Origin of the sequence: Deinococcus sp. LM3, from assembly GCF_002017875.1 — a bacterium.
Classification (GTDB): Bacteria; Deinococcota; Deinococci; order Deinococcales; family Deinococcaceae; genus Deinococcus.
Window position 1 is genome coordinate 25001 of sequence record NZ_MUFV01000006.1, and the last position, 13615, is coordinate 38615.

The following is a 13615-nucleotide window of genomic DNA, read 5'->3' on the forward strand; positions in this document are numbered from 1 at the left end:
ACCTCCGGTAAGGACCGCCTGTTCGAGAGATTGCTGGAAGCGGCACTGGACAACCCCGAAGGGACGGTGCGGGAGGTGCTGTTCCCCGTCATGGGGGAGGAGCGTCTGCGCGACCTGCTGCGGGAGTTCCGGGCCAGAGGGTCGTACCGCCAAGAGGTGCATATGCACCTCCGGTCCTCATACAAGCAGCACTACCGTCGCATGACCCCGGGGCTGCTCACCGCTCTGGAGTTCCGCTCCAATAATTCAGCACACCAGCCTGTCATTGACGCCCTGGCGCTCGTCAAACGCTACCTGAACAGCAAGGCGCTCAACTATTCCACTTTTGAAGAAATCCCCGTGCAGGGCGTGATCGCCAGGAACATGCAGGACCTCATCCTGGAGACGAACGAGGACGGCGAGGTCCGGCTGAACCGGGTGAACTACGAGGTCTGCGTCCTCGACGCCTTGCGGGACGCCCTGCGTTGCCGGGAGGTCTGGGTGGTAGGCGCCGACCGCTACCGCGACCCGGACGCCGATCTACCTGCGGACTTCGAGCAGCAGAAGACCGAATATTTCGCGGCCCTGAAGCAGCCCCAGGAGGCGACCCAGTTCGTGACGGGGTTGCGCGAGCGGCTCCATGACGCCCTGGTGCGTTTCCATGCGGATCTGCCGAAAAACGAGAAGGTTCGCGTCGTCTCCAAGGACGGGGGACGCTTCGGTGTGACGCCGCTGGACCCGCAGCCCGAGCCGCCCACCCTGGGGGCGATGAAAGGGGAGCTGGGGCGACAGTGGCCGGGCACCGGCCTGCTGGACATGCTCAAGGAGGCTGACCTGGACGTGGGCTTCACCGACCTGCTGCGCAGCGTGCTGACCCGGGAGATTCTTCCCCGGGCGGAGGCGCAGAAGCGCCTCCTGCTGTGCCTGTTCGGGCTGGGAACGAACATGGGCCTCAAGCGCGTTGCCTCCGGCGACACCATCACCCCCGATCAACTGCGCTATGTCCGCAAGCGGTACATCACCCGCGAGGGCCTGCGGGCGGCCAACGCCCAGCTCGTGAACGCCATCCTGGCGGCGCGCCGCCCCGACCTCTGGGGCGAGGGGACCACGGCGTGTGCCTCGGACAGCAAGAAGTTCGGGGCGTGGGACGGCAACCTGCGCACCGAGTGGTCGGTGCGCTACGGGGGCCGGGGCGTGATGATCTACTGGCACGTCGAGCGCAAGGCCACCTGCATTCATTCGCTCCTGAAGACGGGGTGACCTGAGATCAGGAACAGCGGATTACCCTAGTGACTCAGGCTACAATTTGATCTGTTCCAGATAGGCCTCAAGGGTGTTCGGATCGCGCAAGCGCCGTAAGCGGCCCTGCGCGATCTCCTCGGGCAGGCTGAAGTCGTATTTGCCGAGCATGTTCACATGCTCGTGCAGCAGTGGGGTCAAGCGAGCGACATCCTCCTCCAGCACGGGTGCACCGGCCTGACGCAGTTCCGTCAAAGCCACGTCGATGTAGCGGGTGTTCCAGAGCACGATGGCATTCACCACCAGCCCCAGAGCGCCGAGCTGATCTTCCATCCCCTCCCGGTAGCGCTGGCGAAGTTCCCCTTTGTGCCCGTGAAAGACCACCCGCGCCACTCCATGCCGCTGTTCCCCGCGATTGAGTTGCCGCAGGATACGCCCCCGGTACGCCTCGTCGTGGACATAGTTCAGCAGATACAGCGTCTTCTCGATCCGGCCCAGCTCCGCCACGGCGCGGCCCAGGCTGGACAAGCTTCCCCCGCGCTGCAATGTCCGCATCACGCTGGCCGCGCCCACCTTGCCGAGTTTCAGTGATCCGGCGAGTCTGAGCATGTCCTCCCAGTGAGCGGCGATCAGCCGCTCATTCAAGGTGTGTCGGCTCAGGTCATTCAGCGCTCCATAATCCGCATCCCGATCGAGCCTCCAAAAGCGTTGATCAGGGAGATCGGCCAGCCTCGGGCTGAACTTGTACCCCAGCAGGGCGAACAACCCGAACACCACGTCGCTGTAGCCGTGGGTGTCCGCCATGATCTCCCGCGGATCGAGGCGGGTCTGCTGTTCCAGCAGGCCCGCCAGGATGTACAGCGAGTCCCGCAGCGTCCCCGGAATCACGATGCCGTGAAAGCCCGTGAACTGGTCACTGGTGAAGTTGTAGTAGGTCACGCCGCGCTGAGCACCGAAATACTTTCGGTTCCACCCCGCGTGAATGGTGCGAACTGGGACGACGAACCGCAAGCCGTCGGCGGAGGCGACTTCGCCGCCGCCCCACGCTCGCGCGAGGGGCAAGTCGTCTTGCGCATTCACCAGCCGGGCATTCGCGGCAGTGATGGTATCGGCCCGCACGTAATTTTGCTGAATCCATGACAGCCGGGACAGGGTCAGCGCTGAAACGTCCGGCCTCGCCACGGCCTTCAGGCCGATGTTGCAGGCCTGAGCGAGCAAGACGGCGCAGATGCTCAGCGGCAGGTCCGTCACACGCGATTTCCCGTCGGCGACATGGGTGAACGCGTCGGCCAGGCCGGTGAAGGCGTGGACCTCCATCAGCAACTCGGCCAGATCGATGACCGGCAACCGCGCAGCGACCTGCGCCCGCAGGTGTTTGAGGCTCGGCGGCTCGTCCAGCGCTTCGGGTGCGGTCAACCTCACCTGAGGTTGACCGTCCTGCACCGTCAGCGTCAGCGCCTGATTCTGGGCAAGATGCTGTTCGACTTCGCGGTAGGCGCTGTCCAGTTCCAGTCGCAGCACGTCCAGTTCACCGCGCACCTCCAAGGAGCGGTCCAGCGCCCGGCACACGTCGGCACGTACGTCTTCCCAGGCGGCTCCCTGCAACAGTTCGGCCCTTGGGTCACCGTAGCTCTGACTCCGCTCCACGAAGACCTCGCGGCGTTTCAACGCGTGTTGCAAGCGGTCGAGGGCACACAGGGTGTACGCCTGATGGTCCACCTCGCCCTTGTGCGGAAAGACCCGGCGTTCCCAGGGTTTGGTGACGAAGCCCCGAGGGGCGTCCGTCCACTTCGGCTTGCCGCCTCCCGGTTCGTCCCTGCGCTTCAGGAAGGCCAGGGCGTCCAGCAGGGGTTTGGCTCCCGCCGTGCCGCTGAACCCCACGGTAAGCAGCAAACTCCGCAGGAAACGCCGCACGGCGGCGTAGGCACCGCTCAGGGCCTCCGGGGCCGGATCGTCGTCCGGGCTGGCGAGTGCCTGCACGGTCAGGGTGGCCGCCCGCAAGGGAGCTTCCCCGAAACGCTCAAAGGCCAATGAGCGCACTTCCTCGGGCGGAATGTCCGGATCGAGCAGCACCGCCACGGCTTCCCGGAGCAGCAACGCCGCGTGGTCGAGGTCTTTCAGGGAACGCAGGCGTTCCCGCCTGCGGTTTGCCTCACCCCGGAGGGCTAGGTCGTTCATAACCCCGCCGAACATGTCCAGCACGTCGTCGGTGGCACGGCGCTCCAGATGTTGCAGAAAGGCCAGCAGGGTCGCCAGGCGGCGATCCTCCCCCAGACGCTCGATCAATTGCACCCGCACCGTGAGGGCGTGACGCACCAGGATGGCCTGCCGGGATTCCGGCACGTCGCTCAGGTCAACCGTGCTGACGCCGATGTCCCGAATCTGCTCGATACGGTAAATGGCCTGATAGAGGGCTGCCGAGCTGATCCGAGTCGGCGGCGTCCGCAGACTCTCCAGCGGCGTTTGCCAGTTCTTTTCCGGCAGGACCAGCAGCGCATCGAGCGCGGCCTTCTGCGCTGGGCTGAGGCGCTGACTGAGGCCCTCGAAGGTGCGAGCGGTGAACCGCTCGCGGACACGGGCAATCAGGCGGGCCAACACCGTGACACCGGGCAGCACGACGCGCTGCTGGATAAGGTGGGCGGTCGCCAGGTCGAAGAGGACGCTGGGACGGCTGGCACTCAGCGCGAGTTGGGCATAGACCCAGCGGATCAACCGGAAAGCCTGGAAGCCGTCGAACTCGCGATAGTCCAGCGCGGCGATGATGGCCTGACGGTGGCTGTGGCGGGTCGCGCCGCGAACCGCATACCTCGTGAATTCGCTCGCTTCGAGACGCAACTGTTGGGCGAGGTGCGTCACCACCACCGAAGGCGTGTCGAGGGGCTGTTGCAGGAAGGTGCCCAGGAACCGCAGGGTGCCGAGTTGCACAGCGAACCCGAGTTCATTCTCCGGGCGGCGGCGCTCGGCAACGAGGTGCAGGTCCGCCTCGCTCAGAAAGAAAAACTGGGTGAGCTGTTCTGGTGTGGGATCCCCCTGATACCGCCCGTAACGCGCTGCCTGCTCATCGGTCAGGAATTCGACCGGCATGGCGGTCAGGTGGCCCGTTGCAGCAAGCGGGTGACGGTGCTGGGATGAACCCCGAACAGGCGGGCGCACTCCGCCGCCGTATGCCGCCCGGACGCGACGGACTCGCGGATTTCCTGCTCCTGTGTTGCGCTCAGCTTCCGCTTCCGTCCCCCAACCCGGCCTTCCAGCCGGGCCTGTTCCAGGCCCGCGCGGGTCCGTTCCCGGATCATGGCGCGCTCGAACTCGGCGAAGGCCCCGACCATCTGCATCATCATCCGGCCCGCCGGGGTGGTGGTGTCGATGGCTTCGGTGAGGCTGCGAAAGCCTGCCCCACGGGCCGCCAGATGCTCCATGATGTGCAGCAGATCCTTGAGGCTGCGGCTGAGCCGATCCAGCTTCCAGACGATGACCACATCGCCTTCCCGGAGCTGGTCGAGCATCTTGTGCAGCTCCGGGCGGTCCCAGCGGCCACCGGAGGCGTGTTCGGTGAACACGCGGTCTGCTCCAGCGTCCTGAAGCGCTCGAAGTTGGAGGGCGGTGTCCTGATCGTGCTGCTTGCTGACGCGGGCATAGCCGAGGTGCATGGGGCCTCCGGGTTGCGTTGAGCGGTTGCCATTCGTGGTGAATTTGCAATACCGTTCCGCAACTCGGAAAGCCGCGCTGGGTCAGGTGAGCCGCATCATTGCACAGACGCTCGTTTGTGCAAGCTTAGGCTACATGGCGACCCGCTGAAGGATGCCGCAAATCTGCAACTCTGGGGAGGATATTTTTTCTATCCTGGGACCGGGAGGAGGCCTTGCCACATTTCGCCTCCCTCGACTTGTCAACTCAGGAGGGTGTATGAAAAGAGTTAGCCTTTTGGTCATCACGCTGCTGCTTGCTGGATGTGGTCAGACAGATCTTGCCCCGACTGTGCGAGAGAGCGACTCATCGAGCGCCGTCACCGATTCTCGCCCAGAAGGGCCGACTTTTGCTGCACAGGACACACTAAAGTCTGGCGGCGATCTCACAGCACAGGACGTCACTGGTTGCACGAAGGAGGTTTCAAACCCTCACCAATCGGGCCACAATAACGCCGAGATCATCACCAAGGGGCAGTTAACCTGTGGGCCTACTAATCAGGATTTACGTGCGTACATTACCGTTTACATGTGGCACTCTAGTGGATGACCACAGGCATGACGATGGTTATTCATCGCAGTGGTAGTGACGTTTGAGCTTGTCCCGTGCCGCCGATATCGAAAACTGCCAATTCGCCCGCACCGACCGCGCATTGCGGTCGGTTTCCCACGCCAGCAACTCCGCTTCGACGGCATCCACACTGGCCAAGCGCTGCCCCAGACACTGTCGTTGCAGGACTGACCACTCCAGTTCCGCCATGTTGAGCCACGACGCATGTTTGGGCGTGTACACCCACTCGAAGCGTCGGCTCAGCCGACGCGCCTCCTCCGCCGGGAGATGTTGATACAGCGCGGCCGGACTGTGCGTCGACAACTGATCCAGCACCAGCACGATCCTGTCCGCTGCCGCGTACCGCATGTCCAGCGCCTGGAGCTGTGCCGCGAACTCGGCGTTGCCTCGCCGTTCCGTGACCGTCACGGTGCGCTGACCCATCAGCGGTTCAAAAGCCACGAAGAAATTCACTGTGCCGCAGCGCTTGTATTCATGATCGACCCGTGCCGGGTATCCCGGCACGGGTGGCAGCGGATCGCGCACGTGATCGAGCATCTGGTAGGACTTCTCATCGAAGCAGATCACCGGCCGACGGGCATCGTAGGGCAGGGCGTACGTATCCAGTACGGCTTCCATCCGCCACACGAAGTCTGCGCCTACCTGAGCGACACACCAACTCTCGACCTGCCACGGCTTGAGGACGTTTTTTTCAGCGTGCGCCGGACAGTTTCATCACTGATGCTGTCTACGACCCCCAGTGTCACCAGACGATCAGCCAGCAACTGCATCGTCCAGGTTTCGCGCCCGACGGGCGCAGAGCACACTTCGGCAATGAGGATGGCCGTCCCGTGAGCATCAAGTTTGGGCGGCTGTTTCGGCCGGGCTCTTTCGTACAGGGCGGCCTTCAGGCCGCCCTGTACGAACTTGCGCCGGATGGAGGCGACGGTCACGGTGCTGACGCCCACCCGCTCGGCGACGTTCCGATCCTTCAGTCCCTGGTCACTGAGCAGTAACAGGCGGGCGCGGGTCATGACCCGCGCACTGTGGACGCCTTTGCGGGTCATGTCCGTCAGTTCCTGCCGCTCGTGTGGCGATAACGCCACCACAAACTGTTTCTGTCGTCCCATCCCTCAGCTTAAATCAAGCCAAGCCTGTGGTCATCCAGCACTCTAGTGGGGCACTCTATCGTAAAAGCTCTACACAGATTCTTAATTTAAGCCGGTATAATCTGACCAAGTCTCCGTGGAGTTCTAATGTTGCTGCTGGACCCTGTGTGCCTGGATACTACTACGGCAGTATCAATGTAAAATACACTAATTTCAGTGGCGGTATCGTCAGCTATTCACCTGATCTCTATACTGGCACTATCTACGAGGACTGCATCTACTGAACGCTTAGAGGATAACGGGCTTAGCAAATCCTTGCTAAGCCCGTTTAAATAAATGTACACTTAAATGCATTTACAATCATAACATCAACTCGCCTGCCAGTACTCTCGACGCGTCGGAAAAGTGTTAATCCGGAATCTCGATCAATAATATACTGACAACTCAGGGAATTTTCCAGTAAATCATCTGACGTCGAACCGCGCAGAAGGGGCGGTACAGGTTGTGCTTGTACTTCAAAGGCTTGCCGTTCTAAGAATACGCAGTTCTCTACGCTGATCAGATAACATTGTGTAATTAGCTCTTTGGTTCTGCATATAACTTGATTCTGAAATCTAAAATTGGACAGGGTTGGCTGAAGGTAAGCGGGCGGAATATGCATTCCGATGAGTCCCTGACGTCTCTCAAGCTCCGCCACTTCCAATCGTGTGAATTCTTGCCCCTTTTGAGCGGTGTACACACCATCTTTGATATCAACAACTGCCGCAACACCCTGAGGATCGTTTTCGGGAGAAATACTCAGATGGAAGCTGTGATTGCGATACCAAGACAACTGTGTCTGGCGTGGGGCTGGGGACAATTCTGGCTGCTCCTGCACCTGGCTATAGGACACGTCGCAGGAGAGGAGCTGGTGGGGACAGCGGTAAGCTGCGGTGAGAAAAGCCCAATCCATAGCTGATTATCGCAATAATGCGTTGAGTTCCGAAAGAGGGGCAAGCAATACCAGCGGGGGAGCGGGGACTTCCTAAACGCGTGTCACCCAGTGCCAAGATTCAACACATTATTGATTCCTGCGTTGGAGCGTAACGAGAGGGGTAGGATGAGGGCATGCTGCCAGCCTGGCAACCCACCCGGTGGACCCGCGAACAGATGGAAGAACGGCGACTGTTCGCTGAACCGTATCTCCGCGCAGGGGAGCTGAGCTCCACCCAGATCGCCGAACGGTGCGGCGTCAGCAGCAGTGCCGTTCGACGATGGCGACAACGTCTGCGCACGCAGGGCTCTCTTGAAGCCACCATTGCTCCAGGCCGCACACCACGACTGACGGACGCTCAGAGCGCCCAGATCATGACGATCCTCAGCGCGGGGCCGGGCCCCGCGCAGGCCCCGAATGCCCGCTGGACGTGCCCACAGGTGCGCGAGCTGATCGGCCAGACCTACGACGTGTGGTACGACGTCGATCACCTCAGTCGGCTCTTACGGCAGTGGGGATTCACACCACAGAAACCGATGAGGCGGGCACGAGAACAGGATCAGGAGGCCCTCGTCAGCTGGGTGGACACCACGGTGCCCGAGTTGGAAAAAAAAAGTTGAGGCCGGAGAAACACTCGTCTTCATCGATGAGGTGGGCTTCAGCTTGAAGCCCACCGTGACCCGCACCTGGGCCCCCTGTGGTCAGACGCCCGTGTTGGTATCCAAGCACCGCTGGGACAGCGTGTCGACGATTGGAGCGATCGCCACGACGGGGGCTTAACCTAGCGAAAGCCAATATTTTGGCCAAGTCGTTGAAGTCTCCAGAGTGGAGCCCGGGAGTCCTCCAATCGACGGCATCGCTGCCCCTGAGATTAGGTTTTAGCTGCGAACTTCACCTTGAGCGCCACGTCACCAAGCGGACATAGGTGAGGGCACCATCGATGCGCCACCAGGAGGGGTCTTCACCCGGGATGCCTACATTGATGCGTAAGACCAACTGATATGCCGGATGACAGTACGCCAAAACCGGACTTGCTGGTGCTTGCTTGAGCTGAGACAACGGTTGCCATCCACAGGTTGCAAATGCCCCTGGGTCGGCTATGACACTCGGATCATTCGTCCCCAATAACACGATTGCTTGGTATGACTCGTTGACTGTTTGGGTCGAGTAAGCTCCCTGAAAATGCGCAAGTGCGGCTTGGGGAAGTGGTGCGGGGCAGTTGAAATCGGACGCGGCGGATGCGACGCACAGATCACCTCCAAGTCCACTAGCAACAGCAAGTAGATCCATCAACGCCTTCACATCAATCCCCATAGGCAAAACCATAACAGAGGTGCCATGAGGCACCTCTGTTCCTACAAGCATCTCAATAAGGTTGAAGCACGAGGGGCTGCACGACGCTAGCGCGGTTGGCGGCTACGCTCCAGATACTCTCGCCTCGACCGAAAGTTTGTGCGCCATCACAGGACGCCTCGAGAAAGTACGCGAATGCGTAGCGTCCGGTCGCTGTGGTGTTTCCGCCCATAAACTTGCGTGCTGTCTGAGCGAAGCCATACCCGGTGCCAGTCGTAGAAGTGTACGGACCGAAGGTACGGTTGTTTGGGCCAACGACGGAGATGCTGTGGGTGACGGTTGCTCGAGCATCAATGCCGTCAAATGGGCTGGCATCGACGCAGCTAATACTGGCTCGTGACCAGGCGTCCAGACGACCCGCAACGATGCCGTTTACTTCCTCGGCAATTCGTGGCACTCCCACCCCAAGTTGCTGAGCACCGAGCTTGGGGAGATCCACAACGGAGGTTTCCTGCACCTCGCCTGTCGGCAGGATCGTATAGAGTACATCCTTCTTCATATCCTGAATCGAGTTCAGCCCGAGTTTGCGAAGCGCTGACTGTACTTCGGGCCGCTGGGTAACAATTTGGTCGTAGGTGGCGTCAAGCTGCTGCTGCGTGAATTCAGCAGTGGGCGCTTCGACCACATCCTGGGACTGTCCACAGGCGGTCAGGGCGGCAGCGATGACTGCCCAGCACAGCATTTGTTTGTGTAGCATACGGCTCCTTTGAGCAACCAGTGAGATTTGGGGATGCTCGTTGGCATCGTACGGGGGCTTGCCTGGTACGGCACGCAGATATGACCGCCAGCCCTGAAAAAATATTCTGAGATTTCACAGCTTCAGCTCAGAAGGCTAGCCCTACATGGGGTCAATAGGTGAGGCGTCAAGCGAAAGCCACGATATGACTGGACCGCGACTGTGCGCCAAGCTTGCGGAAACGACCGTCTGTGCAATGTCTTGGACCATCTGATGGCAGGCTACTTCCCACATTGCGAAACTATGTTGCACAATGAGCTGAATTGGCAACCTGTTTTCGCAACCCTGGAGGCCCCATGCAGATTGGCTATGCCCGCGTCAGCAAGCAACACGAACAGGACACCGCCGCGCAACTGCGGGCGCTGAAGGACGGTGGGGCTGAGCGCGTGTTCACCGAACACGCTTCGGGGGGCCGCTGGGACCGGCCCGAACTCCACAAGATGCTCGACCAGCTCAGAGAAGGGGATGTGGTCATCGTCTGGAAGCTGGACCGACTCAGCCGCAGCCTCAAGGACCTGCTTCACCTGATGGAGCTGCTGGGAGATCGGGGCGTAGGCTTTCGCAGCTTGACGGAGGCCATCGACACCACCACCCCGGCGGGCCGAATGATGATGCAGATGGTGGGGGCCTTCGCGGAGTTCGAGCGGGCCATGATCCGGGAACGAACCCGCGCGGGCCTGGAACAGGCCCGGCTGGAAGGGCGTGTTGGAGGCCGCAAACGCAAGCTCTTGCCCCATCAGGAACAGGACATCCGCGAGTCGGTGGGGTCCGGGCGGCGGACAGCGGCGCAGTGTGCCCGCCTATTCGGGGTCCATCCCAGCACCATCACCCGACTGCTCCGGCGTTAGCTGGCGCGTGAAACACGACTGGTCCCCCGAAGAGCTGGCTGGGCAGTTCACCCTGACCCATCCAGAACGGGCGTTCCTGGGCTTCAAGGGCGAGGCGGCCTCGCTAAGTCTGGCTGCGCTGCTCAAGACCTTTCAGCTCCAGGGCGAGTTTCTGGACCATCCCCAAGGGGTGCCCGGTGTGGTCGTCGATTTCCTGGCCCAGCAGCTTGCGGTCTCCCCGGCATGCTGGGCGGAGGTGGACTGGTCCACCCGAACCGCTCGGCGTTACCGCGATGAGGTGGCACACTTCTGTGGCTTCCGGGCCTTTCGGGGGCTGGATGAAACCGCGTTGATCGCCCATCTCATGCCTCTGATCGCCGATCTCAATTCAGACTCGGAAACCTTGAAACAGCAGGGACGAGAGTTTTTGCGGGGAGAGCGCCTCGTTCCGCCCACGGCGGAACGCCTGGGACGTTGCCTGCGCGCTGCCGTGAACAGGCAGGAAGCCCGCTGGTTGCAAGGCATTCAGGCTCGCCTCAAGCCCCAGTCCTGTCAGTCCTTGGACGCTTTGATCAGCACTGACGCGGCGGCAGATGACCTGCAACCCCTTCTGGTCATCCGCTCCACGCTGGCCGCGCTCAAGGACACCGCCGGGCGGGTCAAGGTGGACACCGTCCTCGAAGAACTCGCCAAGCTCGACGAATTGCGCGCCCTGGGGCTGACTTCCGAGGTTTTCACTGGCGTTCCGCCCAGAGTCGTCGGGCAGTACCGTCGCCGGGCGGCCAGCGAACCGCCCCGCGAATTGCGACGCCATCCCGCCCCCTTGCGCCATGTCCTGCTGGCCGCGCTGTGCTGGCAACGCCAGACCGAAGTCACCGATGACCTGGTGGAACTGCTCATCCGGGTGGCCCACCACATCGGCACCCACGCCGAGAGCAAGGTGGAGGCGGAGTTGCTGCGGCAACTCCGGCGGGTCAGGGGCAAGAGTGCGCTGCTGTTCAAGCTGGCGAAGGCCGCCCGCGCTCAGCCGGAAGGAGCAGTACGGGAAGTGATCTATCCGGTGGTGCCGGAGCCGGTTCTCGATGACCTGATCCGCGAGATGGAGGCCGAGGGCAACTATGACCGCCAGGTGCGCCTGGTTACGCGCAATTCCTACGGCCACCATTATCGCCGGGCCATCTCGTTGCTGCTGGACGCCCTGACCTTCCGCTGCAATAACGACCGCCACCGGCCCATCATGCGGGCGCTGGAGCTGCTGGCGAAATACCGGGACCGCCGGACCTTGACCTTTCCCCTGAACGAGGACGTGCCGCTGGGTGGTGTCGTCAAGGACGACTGGCAGGCCCTGGTCCTCGATGACGTCGAGGGGCGCAAGGTCAACCGCGTCACCTACGAGATGTGCGTCCTGACCACGCTGCGTGACAAGATCCGCTGCAAGGAGGTCTGGGTCGAGGGAGCCGGGCGTTTCCGCAATCCCGATGAGGACCTTCCCGGCGACTTCGAGCAGAAACGGGCCGAGTACTACTCGGCCCTGGCCCAACCGGGTGAAGCTCAGACGTTTACCCGTCAGCTTCGCACCCACATGGAAACCGCGCTGGACGCACTGAACACCGATCTTCCCACCAACGCCAGAGTCAAGCTGGTCACGTCGAAGAAGGGGAAGGGGCGGCTGTCAATCTCGCCGCTGGCCGCCCTCCCCGAACCGCAGAACATCACCCGGCTGGCCGCGGCGCTGGTACAGCGCTGGCCGATGACCAACCTGCTGGATGTCCTGAAAGAAACGGAACTGCGGACCGGGTTCACCACCGCCTTCCATTCGGTGGCAGCCCGTGAGGTGCTGAGCCGTGAGGTGGTGCAGCGCCGATTGCTGCTGTGTCTGCACGGCATCGGCACCAACGCGGGCCTGAAGCGGATGTGCAGTGGGGGCGGGGAGGACAGCTTCGCTGACCTCCAGTACATCCGTCGTCGCTACGTCCACAAGGAACACCTCCGGGCAGCGATCAGCCGCGTGTGCAACGCCATCTTTCAGGCTAGGGACGCCACGCTGTGGGGCGAGGCCACCACCGCCTGCGCCTCGGACAGCAAGAAGTTCGGGGCCTGGGACCAGAACCTGATGACCGAGTGGCACGCCCGCTACGGCGGTCCCGGCGTGATGGTGTACTGGCACGTCGAGCAGCATTCGGTGTGCATTTACAGCCAGCTCAAAAGCTGTTCCAGCAGCGAGGTGGCCGCCATGATCGAGGGCGTGCTTCGGCACGACACCGAGATGGCGGTGGACAAGAATTACGTAGACACCCACGGCCAGAGCGAGGTGGGCTTCGCATTCTGTCAGCTACTCGGCTTTCAGCTTCTGCCGCGTCTGAAGAACATCAAGCACCAGAAGCTGTACCGCCCCAATAAGGGCGAGCCAGAAAAATACGTCCACCTGCAAGCGATCCTGACCCGCCCGATCCAGTGGGAGCTGATCGAGCAGCAATACGATGAGATGATCAAGCTCGCCACCGCCCTGCGGCTGGGGACGGCGGACGCCGAGAGCATCCTGCGGCGCTTTACCCGCCAGAACGTGCAGCACCCGACGTACCGGGCGCTGGCTGAGTTGGGGAAAGCGGTGAAAACCGCTTTCCTGTGCGACTATCTGCGCCAAGAGAGCCTGCGCCGCGAGATCCACGAGGGCTTGCAGGTGATCGAGTCGTGGAACAGCGCCAACGACTTCATCCTGTACGGCAAGGGTGGCGAGTTCACCAGCAACCGCATCGAGGAGCAGGAAATCCAGATGCTGGGCCTGCACCTGCTCCAGGTCAGCCTGGTCTACGTCAATACGCTGATGATGCAGCAGGTGCTGTCAGAGCCGGAGTGGCAGGGGCAGTTGACCGGGGCGGACCTGCGGGCCTTGACCCCACTGAAGTGGCAGCACATCAATCCCTACGGCACCTTCACGCTGAATATGCATGAGCGGCTGCCACTCAGGGTCTAGCGGGTACAGGCGAGTTGGACAAATTTTTGTCCTTCGCTAGGTTAAGCCCTACACCAAGAGTCATCCCCCGGAGAGTGGACACAGAGGGGGAGGTGGGGGTGCATTACGCGTGGACAGGCCGACGGAGTCGGCCTCGTCGTCCCCCACCCTGCGCCTGACCGTGCTCGATCTCGACGACCGCGTGACCCCGGA

At 61.9% G+C, this 13615-nt stretch carries 9 protein-coding genes (1 of these 9 only partly in view); 4 read left to right on the top strand and 5 right to left on the bottom strand.

From position 1 onward, the window contains the following. Window positions 1–1239, top strand: the 3' portion of a protein-coding gene (locus BXU09_RS19120; RefSeq protein ID WP_240501534.1) for a Tn3 family transposase. Its footprint begins 921 nt before the window's first position; only the last 1239 of its 2160 coding nucleotides appear in the window; its start codon lies off the left edge, out of view; its stop codon occupies window positions 1237–1239. Between the two features lie 39 nt (window positions 1240–1278). Here the strand turns inward: BXU09_RS19120 and BXU09_RS19125 are convergent, their stop codons facing one another. From BXU09_RS19125 to BXU09_RS20690, 4 genes are all read right to left on the bottom strand, one after another. After that, a complete protein-coding gene (locus BXU09_RS19125; RefSeq protein ID WP_078305906.1) occupies window positions 1279–4302 on the bottom strand; it encodes a Tn3 family transposase in 3024 nt (1007 codons plus the stop codon). Window positions 4303–4307: 5 nt separating this feature from the next. Then, complete coding sequence (locus BXU09_RS19130) at window positions 4308–4865, bottom strand: recombinase family protein (RefSeq protein WP_078305907.1); 558 nt, start codon at window positions 4863–4865, stop codon at window positions 4308–4310. A gap of 604 nt (window positions 4866–5469) precedes the next feature. After that, window positions 5470–6581, bottom strand: a protein-coding gene (locus BXU09_RS19135) for an IS630 family transposase (RefSeq protein WP_144012423.1) whose coding sequence is annotated in 2 segments (ribosomal slippage) — window positions 5470–6155 and window positions 6155–6581 — 1113 coding nt in all. Because the reading frame shifts where the segments join, the coding sequence is not laid out codon by codon here. 307 nt (window positions 6582–6888) lie between these two features. Beyond that, window positions 6889–7512, bottom strand: coding sequence for a hypothetical protein (locus BXU09_RS20690; RefSeq protein WP_144012407.1), 624 nt, complete (start codon window positions 7510–7512; stop codon window positions 6889–6891). Between the two features lie 155 nt (window positions 7513–7667). Here BXU09_RS20690 and BXU09_RS19140 point away from each other — a divergent pair, with 155 nt between their 5' ends. Next, the gene (locus BXU09_RS19140) at window positions 7668–8153 is read left to right on the top strand and encodes a winged helix-turn-helix domain-containing protein (RefSeq protein WP_078305908.1); all 486 of its coding nucleotides are present in this window, start codon (window positions 7668–7670) and stop codon (window positions 8151–8153) included. Window positions 8154–8899: 746 nt separating this feature from the next. Here BXU09_RS19140 and BXU09_RS20695 read toward each other — a convergent pair. After that, window positions 8900–9583 carry a hypothetical protein gene (locus BXU09_RS20695; protein ID WP_144012424.1) on the bottom strand — a complete coding sequence of 228 codons (684 nt, stop codon included), beginning with the start codon at window positions 9581–9583 and terminating at the stop codon, window positions 8900–8902. A gap of 335 nt (window positions 9584–9918) precedes the next feature. Here BXU09_RS20695 and BXU09_RS19150 point away from each other — a divergent pair, with 335 nt between their 5' ends. Together BXU09_RS19150 and BXU09_RS19155 are read left to right on the top strand one after the other, a co-directional pair. Further along, window positions 9919–10470: a recombinase family protein gene (locus tag BXU09_RS19150; RefSeq protein WP_078305857.1), complete on the top strand. Its 552-nt coding sequence runs from the start codon at window positions 9919–9921 to the stop codon at window positions 10468–10470. 7 nt (window positions 10471–10477) lie between these two features. Next, a complete protein-coding gene (locus BXU09_RS19155) occupies window positions 10478–13423 on the top strand; it encodes a Tn3 family transposase (RefSeq protein ID WP_078305856.1) in 2946 nt (981 codons plus the stop codon). The last annotated feature ends 192 nt before the right edge of the window (window positions 13424–13615 follow it).